26 protein-coding genes are annotated in these 22,697 nt (G+C 36.6%); 3 read left to right on the forward strand and 23 right to left on the reverse strand.

From position 1 onward, the window contains the following. Positions 1-167: 167 nt before the first annotated feature. The 7 genes from JNUCC23_RS11825 to JNUCC23_RS11855 all read right to left on the reverse strand — a co-directional run bounded on the left by JNUCC23_RS11825 (position 168) and on the right by JNUCC23_RS11855 (position 4,857). Complete coding sequence (locus JNUCC23_RS11825) at positions 168-380, reverse strand: multicopper oxidase domain-containing protein (RefSeq protein ID WP_403072151.1); 213 nt, start codon at positions 378-380, stop codon at positions 168-170. Then, complete coding sequence (locus JNUCC23_RS11830) at positions 374-583, reverse strand: multicopper oxidase domain-containing protein (RefSeq protein WP_454211621.1); 210 nt, start codon at positions 581-583, stop codon at positions 374-376. Before JNUCC23_RS11830 ends, JNUCC23_RS11825 begins: the two co-directional genes overlap by 7 nt. 105 nt (positions 584-688) lie before the next feature. Next, positions 689-1,411 carry a multicopper oxidase family protein gene (locus tag JNUCC23_RS11835; protein ID WP_403072148.1) on the reverse strand — a complete coding sequence of 241 codons (723 nt, stop codon included), beginning with the start codon at positions 1,409-1,411 and terminating at the stop codon, positions 689-691. Positions 1,412-1,485: 74 nt separating this feature from the next. Continuing rightward, positions 1,486-2,259, reverse strand: a complete 774-nt coding sequence (locus JNUCC23_RS11840; protein ID WP_403071256.1) for a hypothetical protein — start codon at positions 2,257-2,259, stop codon at positions 1,486-1,488. Positions 2,260-2,576: 317 nt separating this feature from the next. Continuing rightward, positions 2,577-3,131 (reverse strand): thioredoxin family protein, encoded by a 555-nt coding sequence (locus JNUCC23_RS11845; RefSeq protein ID WP_454216050.1) that lies wholly within the window; start codon positions 3,129-3,131, stop codon positions 2,577-2,579. Between the two features lie 339 nt (positions 3,132-3,470). Beyond that, positions 3,471-4,280 (reverse strand): adenosylmethionine decarboxylase, encoded by an 810-nt coding sequence (speD, locus tag JNUCC23_RS11850; RefSeq protein WP_403071253.1) that lies wholly within the window; start codon positions 4,278-4,280, stop codon positions 3,471-3,473. 364 nt (positions 4,281-4,644) lie between these two features. Then, positions 4,645-4,857, reverse strand: a complete 213-nt coding sequence (locus JNUCC23_RS11855) for a hypothetical protein (RefSeq protein ID WP_062179381.1) — start codon at positions 4,855-4,857, stop codon at positions 4,645-4,647. Between the two features lie 434 nt (positions 4,858-5,291). Here JNUCC23_RS11855 and JNUCC23_RS11860 point away from each other — a divergent pair, with 434 nt between their 5' ends. Beyond that, positions 5,292-5,495: a hypothetical protein gene (locus JNUCC23_RS11860; RefSeq protein WP_403071250.1), complete on the forward strand. Its 204-nt coding sequence runs from the start codon at positions 5,292-5,294 to the stop codon at positions 5,493-5,495. Next, positions 5,495-5,692, forward strand: a complete 198-nt coding sequence (locus JNUCC23_RS11865; RefSeq protein ID WP_403072142.1) for a YwbE family protein — start codon at positions 5,495-5,497, stop codon at positions 5,690-5,692. The genes JNUCC23_RS11860 and JNUCC23_RS11865 overlap by 1 nt, the downstream gene beginning before the upstream one ends. 40 nt (positions 5,693-5,732) lie before the next feature. Here the strand turns inward: JNUCC23_RS11865 and JNUCC23_RS11870 are convergent, their stop codons facing one another. The 4 genes from JNUCC23_RS11870 to cls all read right to left on the reverse strand — a co-directional run bounded on the left by JNUCC23_RS11870 (position 5,733) and on the right by cls (position 9,170). Further along, positions 5,733-6,182, reverse strand: a complete 450-nt coding sequence (locus JNUCC23_RS11870; protein WP_403071247.1) for a GNAT family N-acetyltransferase — start codon at positions 6,180-6,182, stop codon at positions 5,733-5,735. 198 nt (positions 6,183-6,380) lie between these two features. Further along, the gene (locus tag JNUCC23_RS11875) at positions 6,381-6,779 is read right to left on the reverse strand and encodes a hypothetical protein (protein ID WP_062179369.1); all 399 of its coding nucleotides are present in this window, start codon (positions 6,777-6,779) and stop codon (positions 6,381-6,383) included. A 55-nt stretch (positions 6,780-6,834) separates the two neighbouring features. Further along, entirely contained in the window at positions 6,835-7,593 is a 759-nt protein-coding gene (locus JNUCC23_RS11880; RefSeq protein ID WP_062179366.1) for an exodeoxyribonuclease III, read from the reverse strand. 71 nt (positions 7,594-7,664) lie between these two features. Then, entirely contained in the window at positions 7,665-9,170 is a 1,506-nt protein-coding gene (gene cls, locus JNUCC23_RS11885; RefSeq protein WP_403071243.1) for a cardiolipin synthase, read from the reverse strand. A gap of 139 nt (positions 9,171-9,309) precedes the next feature. On the opposite strand from cls, the gene JNUCC23_RS11890 reads away from it, so the two are divergent. Then, the gene (locus JNUCC23_RS11890) at positions 9,310-9,525 is read left to right on the forward strand and encodes a hypothetical protein (RefSeq protein WP_403071240.1); all 216 of its coding nucleotides are present in this window, start codon (positions 9,310-9,312) and stop codon (positions 9,523-9,525) included. Positions 9,526-9,604: 79 nt separating this feature from the next. On the opposite strand, the gene glgA is transcribed toward JNUCC23_RS11890, so the two are convergent. From glgA to JNUCC23_RS11950, 12 genes are all read right to left on the reverse strand, one after another. Then, positions 9,605-11,029 carry a glycogen synthase GlgA gene (glgA, locus tag JNUCC23_RS11895; protein WP_454211625.1) on the reverse strand — a complete coding sequence of 475 codons (1,425 nt, stop codon included), beginning with the start codon at positions 11,027-11,029 and terminating at the stop codon, positions 9,605-9,607. A 13-nt stretch (positions 11,030-11,042) separates the two neighbouring features. Further along, complete coding sequence (gene glgD, locus JNUCC23_RS11900; RefSeq protein ID WP_403071234.1) at positions 11,043-12,149, reverse strand: glucose-1-phosphate adenylyltransferase subunit GlgD; 1,107 nt, start codon at positions 12,147-12,149, stop codon at positions 11,043-11,045. A gap of 28 nt (positions 12,150-12,177) precedes the next feature. Then, positions 12,178-13,347, reverse strand: a complete 1,170-nt coding sequence (locus JNUCC23_RS11905) for a glucose-1-phosphate adenylyltransferase (protein WP_062179354.1) — start codon at positions 13,345-13,347, stop codon at positions 12,178-12,180. Then, the gene (gene glgB / locus JNUCC23_RS11910; RefSeq protein WP_454216052.1) at positions 13,337-15,235 is read right to left on the reverse strand and encodes a 1,4-alpha-glucan branching protein GlgB; all 1,899 of its coding nucleotides are present in this window, start codon (positions 15,233-15,235) and stop codon (positions 13,337-13,339) included. The genes JNUCC23_RS11905 and glgB overlap by 11 nt, the downstream gene beginning before the upstream one ends. A gap of 423 nt (positions 15,236-15,658) precedes the next feature. Then, on the reverse strand, positions 15,659-16,672 hold the full coding sequence (locus JNUCC23_RS11915; protein ID WP_062179351.1) for a glycoside hydrolase family 15 protein: 1,014 nt from the start codon (positions 16,670-16,672) through the stop codon (positions 15,659-15,661). Positions 16,673-17,221: 549 nt separating this feature from the next. Next, the gene (locus JNUCC23_RS11920; protein ID WP_454211628.1) at positions 17,222-17,548 is read right to left on the reverse strand and encodes an AzlD domain-containing protein; all 327 of its coding nucleotides are present in this window, start codon (positions 17,546-17,548) and stop codon (positions 17,222-17,224) included. After that, the gene (locus JNUCC23_RS11925) at positions 17,539-18,270 is read right to left on the reverse strand and encodes an AzlC family ABC transporter permease (protein WP_454211630.1); all 732 of its coding nucleotides are present in this window, start codon (positions 18,268-18,270) and stop codon (positions 17,539-17,541) included. Before JNUCC23_RS11925 ends, JNUCC23_RS11920 begins: the two co-directional genes overlap by 10 nt. 37 nt (positions 18,271-18,307) lie before the next feature. After that, the gene (locus JNUCC23_RS11930; protein ID WP_403071223.1) at positions 18,308-18,832 is read right to left on the reverse strand and encodes a mismatch-specific DNA-glycosylase; all 525 of its coding nucleotides are present in this window, start codon (positions 18,830-18,832) and stop codon (positions 18,308-18,310) included. Between the two features lie 146 nt (positions 18,833-18,978). Further along, positions 18,979-19,632 carry a TetR/AcrR family transcriptional regulator gene (locus JNUCC23_RS11935; RefSeq protein ID WP_403071220.1) on the reverse strand — a complete coding sequence of 218 codons (654 nt, stop codon included), beginning with the start codon at positions 19,630-19,632 and terminating at the stop codon, positions 18,979-18,981. A 31-nt stretch (positions 19,633-19,663) separates the two neighbouring features. After that, on the reverse strand, positions 19,664-20,719 hold the full coding sequence (locus tag JNUCC23_RS11940; protein WP_454211633.1) for an ABC transporter permease: 1,056 nt from the start codon (positions 20,717-20,719) through the stop codon (positions 19,664-19,666). Continuing rightward, a complete protein-coding gene (locus JNUCC23_RS11945) occupies positions 20,716-21,441 on the reverse strand; it encodes an ABC transporter ATP-binding protein (protein ID WP_403071214.1) in 726 nt (241 codons plus the stop codon). Before JNUCC23_RS11945 ends, JNUCC23_RS11940 begins: the two co-directional genes overlap by 4 nt. Before the next feature lie 244 nt (positions 21,442-21,685). Further along, positions 21,686-22,663, reverse strand: a complete 978-nt coding sequence (locus JNUCC23_RS11950; protein WP_062179330.1) for a Rieske 2Fe-2S domain-containing protein — start codon at positions 22,661-22,663, stop codon at positions 21,686-21,688. Positions 22,664-22,697 lie beyond the last annotated feature (34 nt).

Below are 22,697 nucleotides of genomic sequence, written 5' to 3' on the forward strand. Positions count from 1 at the left end.
CTTTCGTTACTGTCCCAAGAACGTTGGGGTCAGACCCTTTTAGAAAAACTTCATTCCGTTTTTTAAACGAGTCAAAAATGGTACTATAATGGAATAATGGGTTCTCATTTATGAGGACCCATTATTTAAAATGATGATTTATTATTAAAGCGATTTTTATAAAGCTCTTATTCTGGCTGATTCAACGTATCTCGACCAATTGAAAATGGTGAACTAACTCCTTCATAGGATAAATGCATAGTCATTCCCACAGCTGCGTGATCGAGATTGTGACAATGTTCCATCCACACGCCTGGATTGTTCGCTAGAAAAGCGACCTCATAGGTTTCCCCAGGTACAACGTTCAGAGTATCTGTCCACCATGGACTACCCGTTACCAGCTTCCATTCTTACTTAAGACAAGCATACGATGGCCATGTAAATGCATCGGATGATCCATGAAACTCTTATTCACAAATGTTATTTTTACCCAATCTCCTTCCTTTACCATCATTGTCGGGGTGTTCGGAAATATTTCCCCATTAATTGTCCATAAATAGTTTGGTTTCCCATCGTAAAAACCGAATCGTTGCCCAAGAACCATTGTGAATTTTCGATCAAAATCGCTTGAAAGATCAAAAGGTATTTGTAGACTTCCCCATATTCTTCAGGTTTAAAACTTTGCATTTCAGCAGAAATAAGTGGAACGCTATTGACCATCTTGACTCAATAAGAGCTGCGCATCTGTTTTTCCTTGTTGTGAGTATCCACTTGTCTTTATTAACACAGGTTTATCTGGCATCGTAAATATAACATCATACCTTCCGCTTGCACCAAGTTCTAATTTCGTATTTTTTAGATCCTGTGGTTTATGGATGGATTGCCCATCAATCGCCGCTACTTTAAACTCTGAACCTTCAATAAAATATGTTTTTGTGTAATTCGTCGTATTAATTAAGCGCAAACGGACATCCGAACCTGTTGACATCCTTTTTTTCACAAACCCTTGGTCATGCCCATCAGAAACGATCGCTTCATTTCCACCAAAAAGCCAATTGTCCCCGATGGAGGTAATTTCGTTCGTTTTGCCGTCTTCATCACCTGACAAAACAACAAATGATCCGAATAGTCCTCTCTTCACCTGTTCAGAGGATTGTTGATGTGAGTGATACCAGTATGTCCCTTCGTCATTCGCTTTGAAACGATACGTAAATTGCTCTCCCACTTGAACGGCATCCTGGGTCATTCCAGCAACTCCATCCATCGCATTTGGTACGTTATAACCGTGCCAATGAATCGTCACTCCTGCCTCAATGTCTTTATTAATTAAAGTCACTTCCACCAATTCGTCCTTTTGAATTCTTAGTTGAGGACCAGGATATTGTCCATTAAATATCCAAGCATCAAATGTCTCCCCATCACTTAATTCGATGGTCTTTTTCTGGGATACAAGGGTATAGGTCCGGTCTGGTTTGGCTGAACTGCTGTCGACAAGTTCCGTTACACTTACGTCATGCCCCCGCTATGATGACTATGGTTATGATGGATCATTGAACCACCGCCTAATTCAACGTTGTCATGATTCACCATACTAATTTCGGCTGGCAATGTACTTCTTTCCATTCCCATAGTGATCCAGCTGATGCCGCCGATGATAAAAACAGCGATGATAGCCAATCGTTTAATTAACCGTATCATCCACTTAGGCTTTTGAAAATCTTCTTTTGTAACCTTTTCATGTATTCTTTTTTGAAGTAAAAATAAAAAACATACTAATAATCCAAATACAACAAAAAAGAGTAATAAATCAATTCCCTCTGGTAACACACCTGACCCAAAAATCGATAAACCTAATATCAAGACTGCACCTAGCTGCATGGTCTTAATTGGGAATGAAAAACGTGGGGAAGCGGCTATTTTCCTACATAAGGATACAACCTCTTTATCTCCTTCCTCAATCGCTTTTATTTGGCTAAATATCGGCATCGTCCAAATCATCACCATGATTGATGGAAAAAGAATTAATGGAAGAAACACAAATACTTTATCTTCTATAAATAGCCAACCTAACATCGCACCCATTGTTATTATTGAACTGATCCAAGCGAAATTGAGCACCAACCCTGAGCGAATACTAAAGAGGATGACTCCTTTCCAAATCCTTTGTCCCTTCTTTGTTGAAGCATATATAAGGCCATTCGTTGAATAAATAGCTAGTCCCCATATAACAACAAGTAAGATGGAAATAAACTGGCCTACTGAATAAATAAATTCAAACATAAATACATAGCACTCCCTTTCAGATAACACCATTAACGATACATGAAAGGGGATATTCTAAACATGGACTTAAAAAGTACATTTTAATAAGCCTTGAGTCTTATTTTTCATTGACCTGATAGGTATACATTGATTGTCAAGAAACAAAAAATCAAAAAACATCTCTCGAATTTTCGAGAGATGTTTTTTGATTTATTCAAATTGGTATCATAATTAGCTATTAGTACGTGTTCAAAAAGGATAATTAGAGCCAAGAAGTTCGATAGCTACTTTAACGAGCACTAGGGGATTAAGCCCCCACTGATTGAAACTTCACTTTATTTCAGTCTTGTTATTACACTTTCAATAACAACTCGCCACATGTCAGGATCTGTTGTAACCTTTTCTTTGAACTGACCAAAAACTTCTTTCTGCTTGTCTTTGAAGTCAGCAGCATCTTTGTCTGGGAGATTAACCAACAATGTTTGTAGAAACTCCTGCACTTTTTCTGCTCGGGGTCCCCATACCCTTTGCTCATTTCCAGCTTCATCAATAAAGATAAAAATTGGAATAGAACGCGCTGTTCCATTCGTTAGATATTGATCCATTAATTCTAAATTTTCATCGCGGATCAAAAACTTCAATTCCAGATTACTTTTTTCTGCGATTCGTTGAATAATTGGGACGCAGAATGAAGCATCTCCACACCAATCAGCAGTAAGTACGATACCTCTCCATTTCTTGTTAGCTAAATTGCTGAAGAATTGAAAGTCTTCTTCAGTAAAATCCACTTTTTCGTAAACACGAGAAAGTTCATCACGATTTACTTCCATGCTCTTTCTGTATTCTTCAAACGACATTCCTTTTTCAAACCACGTATTCAATGACAACATCATCACTACTTTCATTTTATAATGGTACTATTTCCATATTAAAAGATTTGCGATAATTTTGGAAGAAATTGAACTTGCTTTTTAATGGTATGTTGCACTTGTCTCCTTGACTAATAAATTTATCCTATTAGCGTTCTGGATGTAAGGAATTATGAAGGGTATTTCCTATGAAAAAGATAGATTGGAAAACAAGTCCTGTGAACACAATCCGTGAATACGTGGTATGAAACAACCACTTCCCTCTAATGAGAAATGTATAGGACAACACCTTTTTTTGAAACCTATTCGAGCTTTTATATTTAGAAAGAATGCAGAATTAATAGTAGCCGTTCCATGTTTTCATTTTTCCTTCATATTTCTCCCAAAAAAGATTTCATCCATTTCTCGCTTTAATCTTCTTGTGATTTCTTTCTCTTCATTCTGTGAAATTTTATCTTTTGTATATCCGAATAAGTAATTATTTAAGTCAAATTCTCTTAATTTACATTTTGTGTGGAAAATATTTTCTTGGTACACATTAACATCAATCATGTCATATTGATCTTTTACATTTTCAGGAATATAATTTTGAATCGAATTAATGTCCTGATCTATGAAGAGTTTATGACCATTTTTGTCTCTTGTAAATCCTCGAACACGAAAATCCATCGTCATGATGTCGGTATCAAACGAATGGATCAAATAATTCAATGCTTTAAGCGGAGAAATCTCTCCACAAGTGGAAACATCAATGTCTGCCCGAAATGTACTAATTCCTTCATCTGGATGATATTCGGGGTATGTATGCACCGTAATATGACTTTTATCAAGATGCACGACTAGTGCTTCTGGCAAGGGACCTGGCGACTTCTCTAACGATTCTGAAGGTGCAATAATTGGACCTTCTGACACCAGCATTGTAACACTTGCCCCTTGTGGATAGTAATCTTGCCTCGCCACATTTAATACATGTGCACCAATCATATCTGACACCGTTTCTAAAATGGCCGTTAATCTTTCAGCATTATATTGCTCATCGATATATTCTAGATACGCTTCACGCTCTTCTTTCGTTTTTGTGTAACAAATATCATACATATTAAAGCTAAGTGATTTCGTTAAATTATTAAACCCATGCAACTCAATACGCTGCTCTGGTGTAAGTTTCATGAATAATTCCCTCCATTTTATCCCGCATTAACGGAAAGTCAAGACCCCCACCTTCAAGGCTTAGAGGATACGAAGGAACGTAAAGGTGGAGGTTAACTGCCCGTAAAAGCCCGATTGGTTCAACTAACAATCCAGTGGGGGATGAAGAAAATACCTACTGATTGAAGTTTTACTTTATTGAAAAGGCCGTTATGTATTATCATTACCCAATCCCATCGATAAAAAACGAAAAGTTAAAGCAGGCAAACAGAGTGAAATAACAGTTCATAAGTGAATTTAATATTTTTAAAATTAAAGGATATAAGAGTAATCGTTTAAAAAAATAAACCAGGATAACCTCTTTATTAAGAGGTTATCCTGGTTTTTACTTAATTAGCTTCCATTGATGCTGTCTTTCTACTGATTTTTCTGTTCCTTTATGCTCTAACTTAATCGTATAGGACTTTAATTCAGGTAACTCAGTTCCTTCTTTTGCTTCAATCGTTTGTGCTCTTTTGATTTTCCCTCCGCCTTGCCCAACTTCTACATAATTCCCCGAAAACGGTGCAGTTTGATTAGATTTTACAAATGTACTCATCATATACCTCCTTGTATTTGGTAAATATAGTTCAATCATACATAATACCTATAGATAAATGCAAGTTCTGGTATATTGAATTTTCTGTTAATATTTAAACACTTATTACTGAACGTAGACAGTGCTTCTATGTATTAAAGCGGACTTTTATTTCATATTTATAGATTCTTTTCTTTTTTATGGCTCATATGATGGGCAAAAGATGTCTTAAGATCACTTTGTCTTCACCATTTTTCTTGGCAACCTGTGGCTATTATTGCAAATTAATCTACCAATCAGGATATGATACCAACATATTATCTCGTTTGATTTTAGTTGCGTATAAACTTTTCTTTTTAGAAAATGTGAGAGACCTACATCAATACATAGCTTTTATACAATAAGATGGTTTATACTAGATGTATACGACATACCTGATCAGGAGGATTTTTTACATGACAGACAATAATCAAGTTACTTCAGAAGAAACACCCAAGAAGAAAATAAGCCTTCAAGATGCAATTAAGCAGCAGCTTGAAGCGAAAAAAAATCAAGGCTCTAAAGGAAAAACAAATACGAATGGGCTACAGACAGGTCAAAAGATGAAGAGCCAGCAAACGAAAAAAGTCAGCAATACCCGCAGAAAAATGGGTGTATGATGAACGGGCAAACTAGAAAAGATATCACACCTGGAGCTGCCGTTGAAATCGTTCTTAAAGCAGACCAACGCACAGGAAAATTAACTAGTGGAATTGTGAAGGATCTCTTAACAAAATCAAGTTCCCACCCTCATGGCATTAAAGTAAGGCTAACCGACGGACAGGTTGGAAGAGTGAAAAACATCCGTTCAACTTAATATCTAGAAAAAGCATCGAGAAGAATTCTCTGATGCTTTTTTACTTCCTCTCAAACCCTGACAGAAAGATACCCTCTGACACTTCAACGGTTTTTACTTTTATAAAGCCCAATGACAGGTATAGATTTTTTGCTGGGTAGTTTTTCTCGCCAGTCATGACGGTTAGTTTTTTATGACCATTTATTGTATGTAAAATATATTGAACAAGTTTTTTTGCTACTCCTTTCCTGAAAAAATTAGGATGAACGACCATGCGGCAAATATCGATTTCTGTCTCTGTTTCTTCGAAGGATATAAACCCAGTAAGCTGATTTTCTATATAATAGCCGAAGAATTGTTCTCTACTAGCCATAATCGTCTCTACTGTGTCTTTTAAAGGAGGAATTTCATGAAAATTAATTAGCTCTGCCTCAATTTGATAGGCTGGAAGTTGGATACCTAAAACTTCACGTGCTGTTTCTTCTTGTTTTATATTCATTGTTTTGATCAATTTTAATCCCCCTATCTTCTTCATTTACTTGTTTAAATAATTTAGAGCGATGCTTCACGTAATTTTGTCATTTAAGAGCATCGATTGCTTGTAACAGGATCCGTAAACACCAAATCTCCCACGTCCCACCCCTTTTTGAACATCCTCATATACAGAACAAAGACCCCCTGTAAAAATAGGAGGTCAACGCCCAATAGATTATTCTAGGTTAATCGAATTCCCTTCTTCAACCACATGGAATAAGAGATGTGCCAAGTGATGAATCGGACCATACGAATCATCTTCTTCATCATCCTCTGGGAAATCGTCGACTCCTTGTAAATAAAGTGTGATGAACTCATAAAAATCTTTCATTTCAAATGAGTAACAAGCTTGTGGATCTTCATTGTCTTCTTCATATTGAAGCATCAAATAAGAAAGATCCCCATCTTTGTCTTGTCCATCAAAAAATACGAATAAACCTACATTCGTATCAAGCTCAAATAATTGACGTGTTCCTCCAACAGTTGCTTGTTCGAACTCCTGCTCCATCAGTTTTTGGACAAGCATTGTATCTACATCGTCTTCCTTATGAAACGTTACATTAAATGATTTCATCCATATCCTCCTTTAATTTGGTGACTGCGTTAGTACTATAACCAATTATTGGCGATTATATGAAATCAACTTCTAGATAAATCGGGCAGTGATCACTTCCAAGAACATGGGGATGAATGCCAGCCTCCAATAAATTGGTATCTAGGCGTTTTGATGCAAGAAAATAGTCAATCCGCCAACCAATGTTCCGCTCCCTGACCTTGCTCATATAGGACCACCATGTGTAAGCCCCTTCTTTTTCAGGGTGTAAATATCGAAACGTATCAACAAATCCCGCTTGAAGCAAATCGGTCATTTTCTCACGCTCTTCAATGGTAAATCCAGAATTACCGAAATTAGATTTTGCATTTCGTAAATCTATTTCCTGATGGGCAACATTTAAATCTCCACAAAATAAAACCGGCTTCTTCTGATCCAGTTCGGTTAAATAAGCGCAAATTTCATCTTCCCATTGAAGTCGATAATCAAGTCTTGTTAAATCCCGTTTAGCGTTTGGCACATACACATTAACCAAATAAAAAGATTCGAACTCTAACGTAATAATGCGTCCTTCTGGTTCTTCATCTTGATCCCCGACACCGTATGAAACAGATAATGGTTTTTGTTTTGTAAAAACAGCTGTTCCGGAGTAGCCTTTTTTCCATGCATAATTCCAGTATTGATAGTAGCCATCAAGCTCCAATTCGATTTGTCCTTCTTGTAGCTTTGTTTCCTGTAAACAAAAGATATCTGCGTCTACTTCGTGAAAATAATCAAGAAAACCTTTCTTAACACAGGCTCGAATTCCATTTACATTCCAAGAAACTAATCTCATTTTTCTACTCTCCCTAATACATTTGCTAATTATCTTTTTTCTACTATACAATGTTCACAATCATATTCCTATTAAAGAACATCTGAAAACAAGCGACTGAATGCTTCCTTCGATTTCACAACAAAGCCTCGCTTACGATAAGAGTCCATCTCTACTTTTTCACTCTCTAGAATGTCTCCTTCATAATTCTCCACAAGTTCATTAATAGATTGTGTTCCAAGTAAAAAAACATTTACTTCGAAATTCAAATGAAAACTGCGTTTGTCCATATTGGCTGTTCCGATTGTCGCCATATCATGATCGACAATAATAACTTTCTGATGTAAAAACCCCCTTTTATACAAATAAATCTCTACATTGCACTCAAGCAGCTCATTGAAATAGGAGCGACTTGCATTTTGAGTCAGAAACCCATCATTTACTTCTGGAATCATTAAACGTACTTGAACGCCTTTTTGAGCAGCGAATTTCATAGCTGCACGGATTGCCTCATCTGGAACAAAATAAGGGGTCGCAATCCAAATCGATTTCGTTGCACATGAAATAAGCGCATAATAAAAATCACTCATAATGCCTTGCTGGGTATCTGGACCGCTTGCTACAATCTGGACAGCACCGTCACCCAGTTTGTCAGTCCGATTCATTTTCGGTCTTTCAGAAAGAACCTGCTCCCCGCTCACATACTCCCAATCCATTAAAAATACCGTATGTAACGTATAGACTGCCTCACCCTCTATTTCCAAATGAGTATCTCTCCAGAACCCAATTTTTTTATTTTTACCTAAGTATTCTTCCCCAACATTCAACCCCCCAACGAAACCTGTTTGTCCATCAATAACAATGATCTTCCTATGATTTCTGAAATTGAATTTTTGATTAAAAAAACCACTTTTCAATGGTGAAAATGGTTGGACCTTCACTCCAGCAGAAATCATATCCTTAATATCAGATTTGGCTAGACTAAAGCTACCTGCCGCATCAAAAATAAATAATACTTCCACCCCTTCTTTGGCCTTCTCCATCAAAATATGTATGATCTCTTTTCCAAGCCGGTCTGACCTAAAAATATAATATTCGATATGAATAAATTGCTTTGCTTCTTTTAGTTTCTTAATAATTTCACTAAATGTTTCTTTTCCGTTTTTTAAAACATACGTATTAGAGTTCGTGCTGAATGTAGTTTGTGAAGCATTACTAGCAAACGTTGAAAAGACTCGTTGATGATCGTTTAGAAAGGATAAATCAGGTGATGTCGCTTGATTTACTAGTTTTCTCCATTCTTCACGGTTACTCTGACGCTTCGTTCTAAATAAATATCCTTTTAAGTAGAGCTGTCCTGAATATAGGTAAAACATATAGCCAAACACAGGGATAAATAACAAAACATACATCCAGAGCAACGTGTGGTGGGAAGATCGGTATTCCAACATCAAGGAATACGTCGTAATGAGGATAATGAGAACGTATAATCCAATCGAAAAAAGCTTCAGGTTTAAGCTAAAACTGCTAAAAAAAACGATATAAACGGATAACATTAAGACAAATAAAAATATAAATTCCATTCTTCGTCTTTTCATAAGGCTCATCCTCATCTAATTAAATTATTCTCTCTCTTCTTTATACCCGATTCTGAGTATAAAGAAAACCTTGCAATAATCATGACTATACATATAATTAAAGAAAGCATGATATCTTTTTTAAAGGGAGTGACAACACTTGGCTAAATCAAGAGCAATGAAGATTAGAGAAAAACATCTAAGGGAAGGTAACAGAGATGTTTCAATAAGCAGAGGAACATGGGGTGAGCTGAAGCCAATTAGTCGAATGACAAAAACGAAGCAAGCAACTTTAGCAAAATTTGAAAAGAAGCATAAAAGGAATCAATCTCAGGACAGATATGAGATTGATTCCTTTTTACATTTTACTACCTAACGGATTTGCACTATTTACTATCAGGAGCATATCAAAAGGTAAAAAGCACTCCCAATGTTTCATGGAAGTGCCACTTTTTTTATACTAACATTTCATATAATTCTTTGTATTCCTTAGAAGACTTATCCCAGCTGTAATCAATACTCATCGCTCGTTCAACGAGCTTTTTCCATTTCTTCGGTTGATAGCGATAAAACCAAACCGCCCGTTCAATTGTGTATAACATATCATGAGCATTGTAATTCGAGAAGCTAAATCCATTCCCTTGATCGCTCAGCTCATTATACGGAACGACGGTATCTTTAAGACCTCCAGTTTCTCTTACAAGTGGAAGTGTACCATAGCGCAGTGCAAGCAGCTGCCCGATACCACAAGGCTCAAAATGTGAAGGCATCAAAAATAGGTCAGAACCTGCATAGATTCTCCGAGATAATCCTTCATCGAAATAAATTTGTGCTGAAACTTGTTCAGGGTAGCGATGTGCTAAATCTTTAAATGCCCATTCATAATGTTCTTCGCCTGTTCCAAGTACGATAACCTGAACATTTTGCTTGATAATATCTTCCATTACACGAAGAACTAAATCGATCCCTTTTTGATCAACTAGCCTTGTTACCATTGAAATAACTGGAATTTCTTCATTCACAGGTAGTCCTAATTGTTCCTGGAGCATTCGTTTATTCGCCATTTTGCCTTCATAAGACTTATAGCCTGTAAAAAGAGCTTGGTCTAGTGCTGGATTATATGTGTCAAGATCAATTCCATTGACGATTCCACGAAGATTTCCACTCCGCTTTCGCAAGAATCCATCTAAATTTTCTCCATAATAAGACATTTGAATTTCATTTGCATAGGTCGGACTAACCGTCGTCAAATAATCAGCATATGCCAATCCTGCTTTCATATAACTAACATTTCCGCGAAATTCCAGACCATCCATATGGAAATATAGCTCACTTAAATCAAGTAGCTCTGATAAAACACTCTTAGAAAACACGCCTTGATATCGCAAATTATGGATCGTGAATACAGTTTTTATCCCCTGATAAAATGGATGATTACGATAATGGGCTTTTAATAGAACAGGGATAGGCCCTGTCTGCCAATCATGACAATGGATAATGTCAGGCTTTTTATCAAGATGAGGAATTGCTTCAAGCACTGCCCGCGAAAAGAAGGCGAACCGTTCCCCATCATCATAATATCCATAACTACCATACCGTTTGAAGTAGTACTCGTTATCAAGAAAATAGATAGTTATTCCTTCATGTTCGAGTTTTTCAATTCCACAATATTGTTCTCTCCAGCCAACAGGTACATCAATAATTTTAACGAGTTCTAATTGGTCCTTATATTCTACTGCAAGGTCACCGTATTTAGGTAAAATAACTGTTACCTCGACACCTTGTTGTTGCAGAGCTTTTGGTAATGCACCGATTACATCCCCGAGCCCTCCGGTTTTGATGAACGGGGCACACTCGGATGCAGCATATAAAATATTCATTACAAATCCTCCGTTACACGACATCTGCTTTTTTTACGATCCGCGGGATAGAATCACCTATGACAACTTGTTCTGATGTGATTTTTACTTGTTTATCCGTTATCACATTTTCGATATACGTTCCTTCGTTGATTTCCCCTTTTTGCATGATAATGCTATTTTTTACAACGGCTCCCTTTCGAATTTTCACGCCGCGGAATATAATACTGTTTTCAACCGTTCCTTCAATGTCACAGCCATTCGCAACTAAAGAATTAGATACTTTAGAAGAAATAGAATATTTAACTGGTGCTTCGTGCTTGATCTTTGTATAGATGTCCCAAGTATCATAAAAGAAATCTTGTGCAAGCTCCGGATTTAGAAAATCCATATTGCTTTTATAGAAACTAGAAATAGAATGAATGAATGGAAAATACCTTTTATAATGATAGCCATTAACTTTTAGATGATGTAAGTTGGCCTTTATGCCATCTTTTAAGAAATCATATTCTCCATTTTCACAACAAGTTTTAATAATTTCAATAAGCAAGTCCTTTTTGATGACAAATGTCTCAAGCCCTACTGATTCACCCTGCTCAGGTGATGTATAGAGTTCAATATTCTTAACTCTTCCATCGTTCCGAATCGCATATTTATGATAAATCGGTTTGTCTACAGGTTCCCCATCAAAGTCTTTATAGACAACGGTTATATCAGCATTACTGTTTTTGTGATGTTCAACGATTTCTTGAAAATCCATTTTACAAACATGATGCCCTGGTGAGATAACCACCGTATCTTCAGGTGAACGGTGAAAAAACTCGATGTGATCGTGAAATTGCTGTAAATCACCTTTAATAAGTTCATCTGGATGAGTGGGAGGCAGTATGAACAGCCCACCATTGCGTCTATCTAAATCCCATTCCTTCCCTGAGCCAAGATGATCCATGATTGATCGGTATTTTTCTTTCGTAAACACGGCCACTTTCGTAATATCTGCATGAATAAAGTTCGACATGGTGAAATCAATTAGTCGATATCTTCCGCCAAAAGGAACAGCAGAAAGACAGCGATGTGATGTTAATTCTTTTAAATATTGTTTTTCATTCACAAGATTAATAACTCCAATTACGTTCTTCAAGTACACCGGCTCCCCTATATGCATATTCTTATTTAACACTACTTTTCCCGTTTGTTGCAACATATGAAATATTCTGGGCATCCCCTATTAATGTAATTTCTGCAGCCGGTGAAGATGAGCCAATTTCTGCACCATCTTCAACGCAAATGTCGCTCGCAATGATTGCATTATTAATCGTAACATTGTTGCCGATTTTTACATTCGGCATTATAACCGAATCTTTAATGGTCGTGTTTTTTCCTACTTGAACATTAAAGGAAAGGACGGAATGTTCAATATTACCGTGAACAACACAGCCTTCATTTACTAGCGACTGAGAGATATGCGCTTCTTTTGAAATATATTGTGGCGGATGATTTGCATTACCAGCATAAAACTTCCAATGTGGATCATTTAAATCGAATCCAGGAATATCATCCAAAAGATCCATATGAGCTTCCCATAAACTTTCGACTGTTCCTACATCCTTCCAATAGCCTTCAAAGCGATAGGCATACAAACTCTTTCCATCGCTAAGAATTTTCGGGATAATGTCCTTCCCAAAATCTTTCGTGGAAAATGGATCAAGCTCATCTTCGATTAAATACTTTTTCAATAATTTCCAATCAAATAAATAAACACCCATTGATGCTAAGTTGCTTTTCGGTTTTGCTGGTTTTTCTTCAAATTCAGAAATTTTATTTTCTTCGTCTGTATTCATCAGCCCGAATCGACTTGCTTCTGACCAAGGTACTTCAATGACTGCTATAGTCGCTTGTGCACCCTTTTCAACATGATACTGAAGCATCTTGCTATAGTCCATTTTGTAAATATGATCACCTGATAAAACAACTACATATTCTGGGTCGTAATGATCAATATATTGAATATTTTGATAGACGGCATTTGCTGTACCCGCATACCACTCACCACCATCTTTTCCTTGATAAGGGGGAAGAACAGAAACACCTCCAAAGTTTCTGTCCAAATCCCATGGTCTACCATTTCCAACATAATGATTTAAGACAAGCGGTTGATATTGTGTTAACACTCCAACTGTATCGATTCCAGAATGAGTACAGTTACTTAGGGGGAAATCGATGATACGGTATTTTCCGCCAAACGGAACAGCCGGTTTTGCAAGTCCAGTCGTTAATTCGCCAAGTCTTGATCCTTGCCCTCCTGCTAATAACATTGCGATCCATTTTTTAGATTTCATTATGAATTACTCTCCCCTGCCGCTTTTTTGTTTGTTTCATAAAGATTGTTATGCCAAGTGGCGGAACTTTAATGTTCATGCTGTATGGCTGGTTATGATGAGGCTGTTTGTCTACTGTAATTGCTTTTTCATTAAGCTGCCCTGAACCTCCGAAGGCTTCCTCATCGCTGTTTAATACCTCGATGTATTTTCCAGTAGAAGGCACTCCAATTCGATAATCATGATAAACATCTGTTGAAAAATTACAAACAATAATGCAATAATCTCCTTTCCGTTTTCCATGCCTCATGAAGGTAATGACACTTTGGTCCCGATTATCGGCGTCAATCCATTCAAAACCTTCCTGCTCATGATCTAATCTCCATAAACTGGATGTGTCTTTATAGAAATGCTGAATCGTTGTAATATAGCGATTCAGTTTAGCATGAGACTCATAATCGAGAAGAAGCCAGTCTAGCTCCTCTAATTCTTTCCATTCGGCAAATTGTCCAAATTCTGCTCCCATGAATACGAGCTTTTTACCCGGATGTGTCATGAAGTACCCATAAAGTAATCGATAATTGGCGAATTTTTGCCAATAATCACCTGGCATTTTATTCAATAACGACAGTTTCCCATGAACCACTTCGTCATGTGAAAAAGGAAGAATAAAGTTTTCCGAGAATGCATAGAAAAATGAAAACGTTAAAAGATTATGATGATAGCGTCGTTCAGATGGATCAAGCTTCATATATTTAAGAAGATCATTAGCCCATCCCATATTCCATTTGTAATTAAAGCCTAAACCCCCAATGGAAGTTGGTGCACTTACCAATGGATGATCTGTTGCCTCTTCTGCCATCATCAGAACTCCAGGGTATTTCGCGAATACTGCTTCATTCATTTTTTTCAAGAATGAAATGGCTTCAATATTCTCCTCGCCACCGAATTGATTCGTTAACTTCTCTGATTGAGGATTATCGTGATTCAGATAAATCATTGAGGAGACCGCATCTGCACGGAACCCGTCAATATGGTAGACCTCCATCCAAAACATTATGTTAGAGATTAGAAAACTATGAATCTCGGGTTTGCCAAAATCAAAACTGTAGGTACCCCAGAGAGGCCGGTCAGCTTTACGTGCATCATGAGGTTCATAAAGTGGCGTACCATCGAATCTTCCTAAACCATGTTCATCTCTGCAAAAATGGGCCGGCACCCAATCAAGGAGGACCCCTACCCCTTTTTGATGGCACTGATCAACGAAATACATAAAGTCTTCTGGCGTTCCATGTCTACTCGTTATCGAATAGAATCCGGTAAGCTGATAGCCCCAGGACAAATCTAATGGGTGTTCCATTACCGGCATTAATTCAATATGTGTAAATCCATGCTCGACCACATAATCGATAAGCTCATCAGCAAGCTCACGATAGGAATACAAATCTCCATTTTCCTTTTTTCTCCAAGATGCCATATGTAATTCATAAACAAGAAGCGGTTTATGATAAGATTCTTCTTTATTCCGCTGTTGTAGCCACTTTTTATCCTTCCATTCATATTGGTCCAAACGCTTCACAACAGAAGCTGTGTTAGGTCGTAATTCCGAGAAAAACGCGTAGGGATCTGCTTTTAATTTCTTCTCCCCATTCGCCGTTTCTATCTCGTACTTATAAATTTCCCCTTCCTCGAGATCTGGGATAAAGGAAACCCAAATTCCAGAATGATTCACTTGTTGCATTACGTGCTGAGCACCATTCCAGTTATTAAAATTCCCGACGACAGCAACTTGCTTAGCATGCGGAGCCCAAACGGAAAAGCGGACACCATCATTCCCTTTATATGTACTGACATGCGCACCTAACATCTTATAACTTTCAAAGAGTGTTCCTTCATGAAATAAATACATTTCTAATTCACTAGGAAAAATATCTAAATTTTGACTCGCTATGCTGTTCACACGTACACCTCCAATTTTTAAAAGTAATAGATACTAACATAGTTCTATAATTTAGATTCGCTATTAAAAGCATTATTCCTTTAGCGAAAAATGTTTTTTAATGTCGATTTGTAGGAAAATTCAAAAAAAAAATAATATTTTACAAACAAAAGAGATTTTCCTATCAAGGGAAACGCTTTCAATAAAAAGGTGTTCATTTCCTTTTGACTAATGATTTTTTTACATTTAATTGATAATTTTCTCATTTTGATTTTCAACTTATTTTTCATACCAATATATTATTATTGAATAATGGTGTTTCCTTGTATCCAGTTTCTTCAGCATAATCCATACACAAAAAAGAGGCTGTTTAAGCAGCCTCATTTCAATGATCTATGTTGCTTTTTCATCGCTTACTTTTTCGATCCGATTGATAAACAGATAAGATAACGCAACTGACCAAGCAAGCGGCGTATTGCCATTAGGAATGTTTGTGCCACCGATATATAATTCTGGTACTTCCCAATTTTCAGGAATAATCGCTTCTGTTTTTTCTAAATAACCAATCGCCTTATTAAAGAGACCTAATTCTAAATAACAAAGACCAAGCCACGGAAGTCCAAAGCACCATTCAGCCTCACTGCCTTGATTATAATACTGGTCATTTTCGTAACGAATCACGCCATATTTACGTTCTAATTTGTTCGATACATTTTCAACAACTTTCAGTGCGGTTTTACGATCCAGTATTCGATATGGATAGACAAGAGAGAGCAATGCTAAATCCGTGTCCTTTGATTCACTTTCTCTAGGAAGAAGAAATCTTAATGTTTCTTCGCCTTTTTTAATGGTTTCTTCTTTCACATTCACGAGCATTTTCACTGCATGCAATCCTGCTATACAGGCCCCAATACTTGAAGTGTGGAGCTCCATATTCTCTTCCCACATTCCATTGTCTTTTGCTTGCCAATATTGTAGACAGTCTAGATAATCAACGAGCTTTTGAACAATTTCTAAATCTTTTTCATCGCGAATCACTTTTTGCCCTAAACGGAAGCCTTCACCTACTCCCCATAAGAATGCACCAATCGCATCATTTTGGGCATGACCCCATTCAACAGGTATTTCCTTTAGATCTGTTGAATAGCGTGAGTGAATATACTCAAACAAATATACCGGACGCTTTTGTCGATGGATATCAATTTTCCATTCGTATGTTTTAAATAGATCGAATAAGGCATGATATGCTTTTTCATAACGTTCTGATGGTTTTTGCATAAAAGGAAGAACCGTATAAACGATATCCCGAATCCATACAAAACTGTAATCTTGTGACAAACTTGCCGTATAAGCTCCATTCGATAAACGCATCCGATCTAGAACTTTAATGGCTTCATTCGTATTCATTTAATAACACCCCCATAGCTATTTGCTTTCCTCTCCATTGTTGACAGAGTTACAATTTCTAAACATATGAAGGCAAGGATTTTAAGACAAGCCCCCGTAAGATAACGCTTACAATTGTTGTTACTTATACTTTATGTTGAAATATGTGATTTGATTATCAACATCTAAAATTCAGCATCTGCCTAAATGAATAATGTTATATATTGGCTATTCCAGCTCTTATAAAAAAGGCGATTTATCATTCTTTCTTACTAAATATATTGATTAAAGTATGGAAAATTCAAAAAAACCCAAAATTATTGGGTTTTCATCTAAACGATTATAGTACGTGTTCAAAAGGAGGATAAAAAAAGAGCCAAGATGTTCTAGGAATCCATACCTCAAATCCTTCGCGTATACAATAGTACGTGAGGACCGGACTTGGGCAGGGTGTGCTGACCTTTGTGTTACGTACAGAACGTGCGCAGTTTTAATAGAAGGTCTTTAATGAGTAACAATGAAATTCGGCAGCACTTTTTATCGGACTTTTTGAACAACCTCTTAAAACGATTAAAGTAAAAATCTTAATATCATAAGTGTCGTAACTCCTACAAGAACTGTGCCGAGTAAACTCCTTGTGTAAATAGCTACTAGTAACGTTGGAATTGCAGACAGTAGGTTTAAAGTGTTTTCTTGAAAAGAAACTTTATTATCAAGTAAAAGTAATTCAGATGCCAATAAAGCAGCCATTACAGCCACGGGTACATGCTTGAGCCAATTTATTCCCCATTCTGGTATTTCAAGTTTACTTAGGACAATCAGAGGTAATACTCTAGGTATAAATGTAACAATGGCAGATCCAATAATGACGCTCATAATATACCAATTTATCTCCATTTTGAAATCACCAACCCGATTGTAGCTGAAAGTATTGTCGCCAAAATGACTCCAGCACTTCCTGATACGAAAAAGCTTGCCGCTACGACAATAATACCTGAGCTTACTGCAACGATGATATCTGTGAAGTACTTTTTCTGGCTAAGAATTTGTAGAACTAGTAGGCCGATAAACATGGCTGGCAAAGCGAAATCTAGTCCAAATCGTTCGGGGTCTGGTATCCATTGACCGAAAATACCTCCAGCAATTGTAGCGAGTACCCAATTTAAATAGGCAGCTATATTTAAACCGAGCATCCATTTATAATCTAATTGTTTTTTTGATTGGGCGTGGGTAATGGCTACTCCAAATGTTTCATCTGTTAGTAATGCACCTGTGATAAGATTTTTTGATGTCGTATTTTTCCTAAAGTATGGAGCAATTGCTGCACTTAATAGTAGATGTCGACTATTGATGAAGAAAATGGTGACGATAATCGCAGATACAGGGTGACTTGCTGCAATCATTCCTGCTGCAATAAACTGACCTGAGCCAGCATAAAGAAGCAGGCTCATTAGTGCAATTTCAATCATGCTCAAGCCTGCAGTCTTTTCAACAACTCCTGCTGCGAATCCAATACTGAGGTAGCCTAATAATGTAGGTATGCAATCTTTGACTCCTTGCCAAAAGCTATCTCCCTCTTCCATTACATTTTTGTTCAAATCTGTACTTAGTTCACTCATTTGTTCTGCTCCTGTTCTTCATGGATTTGTTCACTATTCAACGATGATCATTTTTTGTTTCTTCTATAATAGAAGGTAGCTTGCTGTATATTCTTATGACATCGTCTATTTTCATTCTGACCAGTCCACTTGAAGAAGGAGCAACAAATTCAATCGTTTCTGGAATAACTCTTTCGTCTTGTACACCCCAAAGTATATCTCTTTTTTTGCTGTATTGCTGATATACCCCCTTGCCTACAAAGCAAACTACCTTTGGCTTGAAAGTTATAATTTTTTGCTTCAATTCTTGCCTACCTTGTATGTATTCCTCTTTCGTAATTTCATTAGCCGCTTTAGTGGGCCGTGAAACAATGTTCGTAAATCCATAGCCTAATTCTAATAGTGAGCGATCTTCAATCGGCTGATATTTTCTTGGTGTTAATCCCGCTTCATGGATAATCCGCCAAAAGCGATTGTTCGGATTTGCATAATGATGACCGGTTTCACCAGAGCGGACGCTAGGGTTAAAGCCGACAAAAAGCAGATCCAAATCTACCTTAAGATGATCTAAGATGCCTTCCATTCTACTCCCTCTTCTCATTTCTTATATATCTATTTTACATTCGCATAAGGAATTTCCTACCCTTTTCACAATATTTATCCTCCATTGGAGGATAAATATTGTGAAACTTTTACTTCTATAAAATAAAGCCAAAGGTATTACATTCTCTAGCCTCGTTTTCTTAATCCATCCATCATAAATCGAATTAAGTTTTCAATTTCTGCATCTTCATCCAAATTATCTGGTTGTAAGACAAACCGTGATACGAAATAACCGCCAATCATCGTAAAAATCATTCTTTGAATTGTATTGCTTGGGATATCGATAAGTTCACCACGTTCTTTATACATATTAATCACTTTGATAATTCTATCTAAGATGTTTTCAGCAAAAAAAGGCAGTAACTCTTTCCTTAATTCATCACTATATAAAAGTTCTTTGACAACAATTTGAAATATTTCTTTATTTTCATTAATAAAGTCGATTCGATTTTTTAGTAAAGCTCTCAAAAAGTCCTCAAAACACCCAATGTTTTTTGACATAATTTCATTAAAAACCTCTTCAGCCATCGTAGGGATGGAATCCTTTATAAACGGAAGAATAACAGATAGTAATAAATTATCCTTCGTTCCATAATGGCGAAAAATGGTTCCTTCAGCAACCATCGCTGCTTTTGCTATTTCACTTGTTGAAGTGTTTGCATATCCTTTTTCTGCAAACAGTTTTATAGCAGTTTCAACTATTTTTTGTTGTTTATCTGTTTGTTTCTTTGTTAATTTAGTTTGGGCTATGATTACATCCAATAGATTGTCTTTAGACAATGAAGACCACTTCCTTTAAACTCTGGACTACTTATAACTTACGGTACTTTTTCAATGCCAATATATTCAGTATAATAAAGATTGTCGCAAATACAACCAATGCGAATAGATCCCCACTTATATCCTTCAAACCTAGTCCTTTATACATGACACCTTTCAAAGCGTCAGCTGCATAATAGATTGGCATGATTTTACCAATGGATTGTAACCAATTCGCCATTCCTTCAAGCGGGAAAATCCCGGCAAAGAATACTTGTGGGATAACAGCGATTGGAATAAATTGTACCATTTGGAATTCTGAAGCGGCAAAGGTGGATAACAGTGTTCCTAATGAAAGAGCGACTAACGCTAGCAGTAAATTAATAAGGATAACATTCCAAACGGAACCTACCATAACCATATCTAATACATTTATTGAATATATTACGATAATAACTGTTTGAATTACAGCAAATATACCAAAACCAACCAAATATGCTGTTACGATTTCTCCTCTGCGAATTGGTGTCGACATTAACCGTTCCAATGTACCGGTCGTTCGCTCCTTTAATAATCCAATTCCTGAGATGAGAAATACAAAAAAGAATACAAAAAAACCAACTAAGACAGGACTTAATACATCAAAAAATGCTGTTTCACTGTTTCCGTATACGTATTGTGTATCTATTTCTTTTTTCTGTATTACCACTGGTGCAGCATTTAAATTTAAAATTTTTGATTGGGCTTGCAAGGATACTGATTGGTTTACTTTCATCTGCAAGACTTTCGCTATTGATGGGTCGCTATTTTCTAATGTTAGTACCAATTTTTCATCCTTTACTTCCAATAAACCATCAAGATCTTCTTCTACGATTGTTTCCTTATCTGCTTGTTCATAATGCTTCAAGTCAATATTTGCTTCGACTAATATTTTTTCGAGGTTATTTTCAACATTCACTACGCCCAATTTAGGGTCAACAGTATTTCCGTTAAATAAGAAATACATTAAGGTTAAAATGATTAATGGTGCAATAAACAGCAATGCTAATGTTCTTTTGTCCCGTAGCATCTCCTGACAAATTCTTTTGATTAATGCCACTGTTCTCATGAATCTTTCCTCCCCGCTTTTAAGAATACCTCCTCTAAATTATCAACCTGGTATTGCGCCTTTAATTCTTTTGGTGTACCCCTAGTTAAGATGACGCCATCTCTTACCATCGCTACAAAATCACATTTTTCCGCTTCATCCATAACATGTGTAGTCACAATGATTGTTTTTCCTTCCTCATTTTTCAAGCGTAACAATTCCTTCCAAATGCTTAATCGCAATTCAGGATCGATTCCTACAGTTGGTTCGTCTAATATTAAGATTTTTGGATTTTGGATTAAAGCGATCGCAAGAGATAATCTCCGTTTCATTCCACCGGAGTATGCCGATACTCTTTTATTTAGCTCGTTTGTTAAATTGACTAAATTTGCTGTATAAGTGATACGTTCCTTCATCTCTGTTTTATTCAATTTGTAAAGTGAAGCAAAGAATTTAAGGTTTTCCTTCCCTGTTAACTCGGTATACAGGGCATCAGATTGTGCCATGTAACCAATCTCTTGGAGTAATCCTAAATTGGGCATTTTTTCATTTAATACGTGAATCGTTCCAGTATCTGGGGTATCCATACCAACAATCATTTTTACTAATGTTGTCTTTCCGGCGCCTGAAGGACCAATAAACCCGTAAATTTTACCTTCTTCAATTGTAAAATCAATTTGATTTAAAACTACTTTTTTGCCAAAGCTTTTGCTCACTTGGTTAATAGCAATACTGACATTCATTTATATTACCTCCTCTAAATAATAAGTGAGTAATTACTCACTTATTATTCCTCTTCTTCATTCTTATGTCAATAAAAAGTGAGTGATTACTTATTATTTTAAAGGGGCTGGTCCCAAATGAAAAAGGTCAGACCCCACAACAAATAAATACAGTTTAAGATAAGTGTATATAACACTATCTACTGATTTAGAGTGCAAGGGCTGACCCGAGTTATTCTATTTCATTGAATTAGTTTAGCAATTCTTATGCTGTTCCTAATACTACCCCTAATTTCTTTAAATACTGACGATACGCAATACTTACCCGATCACTCTTAAGCGATAGTTCCACTTGCAAATCCAATGGTAAGTCTTCAGGTTTTTGGTTTTCTACGATTGGTTTGTCTTGAGCAAATATCATATCCTGAAACTCAATTATTTCCTGATCTGATTGACCTGAATCATAATTGAATAACATGACACCAAATGCAATGGATTTCTTCTCTTCCACAGGTAAAACTGTTAAAAGAATCACCATCTCTTGCCCTGTTTCATGATCTTTTTTCGTAAAACGGACGGTTAATGGACGAAGAATTTCATACGTATAGTACACATGCTTCGGTTGTCCTGAACCATCTGGATCCGGTTGATAGATCGCAATCTCACCGGAACGAATGCTTTCATCCTCCCAATGAATATCATAATCACCAATAACCGAATGCTCTGGGACACCGAGAAAGCCTCCATGTAAAATAGATAAATGACCAACGTCAAGAAAATTTTCCACAATTCTAGGCGGATTTGCTAATGCTTCAACAGGTCCCCATATCACGCTACGAAAGTTCTCATCATTATATTCAGGAAGATTAAATAACTCTGTACCAGAGTTTTCAAGATTTACCCAAATTAGTCCATATTTTTCGATACAGCCATATTTAAAAGCCTTTGCTTTCTTTGGAATCGCTCGACCTTCAGGAAGTTGAGGGATGTGAGTACATTCCCCATTCGATTCGTATTCCCAGCCATGATATGGACATACCAACTTTCCATCTTTCACGCATCCTAATGACAAAGCTGCTCCTCGATGTATACATAAATCTTTAAAAGCATGAACACCTTCTTCATTGCGGAAAAGAACCAGACGCTCACCCATTACAATAACTTGAACAGGTTCTTCTTTAATATCTATCGACCTACTAGCAACGATCCAATCATTTCGTAAAACATCATCTTGTATTAACAACATAGTTCCCCCTCTAGCCAGTTCACTTCAGTTA

Source organism: Peribacillus sp. JNUCC 23 (genome assembly GCF_053653995.1).

What these genes read in the sequence shown, in the direction of transcription:
- JNUCC23_RS11830 (WP_454211621.1), bottom strand. Translation starts at nt 583, where the DNA reads ATGGTTCTTGGGCAACGATTCGGTTTTTACGATGGGAAACCAAACTAT.
- JNUCC23_RS11840 (WP_403071256.1), bottom strand. Translation starts at nt 2,259, where the DNA reads ATGTTTGAATTTATTTATTCAGTAGGCCAGTTTATTTCCATCTTACTT.
- JNUCC23_RS11845 (WP_454216050.1), bottom strand. Translation starts at nt 3,131, where the DNA reads ATGTTGTCATTGAATACGTGGTTTGAAAAAGGAATGTCGTTTGAAGAA.
- speD (WP_403071253.1), bottom strand. Translation starts at nt 4,280, where the DNA reads ATGAAACTTACACCAGAGCAGCGTATTGAGTTGCATGGGTTTAATAAT.
- JNUCC23_RS11855 (WP_062179381.1), bottom strand. Translation starts at nt 4,857, where the DNA reads ATGAGTACATTTGTAAAATCTAATCAAACTGCACCGTTTTCGGGGAAT.
- JNUCC23_RS11860 (WP_403071250.1), top strand. Translation starts at nt 5,292, where the DNA reads ATGACAGACAATAATCAAGTTACTTCAGAAGAAACACCCAAGAAGAAA.
- JNUCC23_RS11865 (WP_403072142.1), top strand. Translation starts at nt 5,495, where the DNA reads ATGAACGGGCAAACTAGAAAAGATATCACACCTGGAGCTGCCGTTGAA.
- JNUCC23_RS11875 (WP_062179369.1), bottom strand. Translation starts at nt 6,779, where the DNA reads ATGAAATCATTTAATGTAACGTTTCATAAGGAAGACGATGTAGATACA.
- JNUCC23_RS11880 (WP_062179366.1), bottom strand. Translation starts at nt 7,593, where the DNA reads ATGAGATTAGTTTCTTGGAATGTAAATGGAATTCGAGCCTGTGTTAAG.
- cls (WP_403071243.1), bottom strand. Translation starts at nt 9,170, where the DNA reads ATGAAAAGACGAAGAATGGAATTTATATTTTTATTTGTCTTAATGTTA.
- glgA (WP_454211625.1), bottom strand. Translation starts at nt 11,029, where the DNA reads ATGAATATTTTATATGCTGCATCCGAGTGTGCCCCGTTCATCAAAACC.
- JNUCC23_RS11905 (WP_062179354.1), bottom strand. Translation starts at nt 13,347, where the DNA reads ATGAAATCTAAAAAATGGATCGCAATGTTATTAGCAGGAGGGCAAGGA.
- glgB (WP_454216052.1), bottom strand. Translation starts at nt 15,235, where the DNA reads ATGTATTTATTTCATGAAGGAACACTCTTTGAAAGTTATAAGATGTTA.
- JNUCC23_RS11915 (WP_062179351.1), bottom strand. Translation starts at nt 16,672, where the DNA reads ATGAATACGAATGAAGCCATTAAAGTTCTAGATCGGATGCGTTTATCG.
- JNUCC23_RS11920 (WP_454211628.1), bottom strand. Translation starts at nt 17,548, where the DNA reads ATGGAGATAAATTGGTATATTATGAGCGTCATTATTGGATCTGCCATT.
- JNUCC23_RS11925 (WP_454211630.1), bottom strand. Translation starts at nt 18,270, where the DNA reads ATGAGTGAACTAAGTACAGATTTGAACAAAAATGTAATGGAAGAGGGA.
- JNUCC23_RS11930 (WP_403071223.1), bottom strand. Translation starts at nt 18,832, where the DNA reads ATGGAAGGCATCTTAGATCATCTTAAGGTAGATTTGGATCTGCTTTTT.
- JNUCC23_RS11940 (WP_454211633.1), bottom strand. Translation starts at nt 20,719, where the DNA reads ATGAGAACAGTGGCATTAATCAAAAGAATTTGTCAGGAGATGCTACGG.
- JNUCC23_RS11945 (WP_403071214.1), bottom strand. Translation starts at nt 21,441, where the DNA reads ATGAATGTCAGTATTGCTATTAACCAAGTGAGCAAAAGCTTTGGCAAA.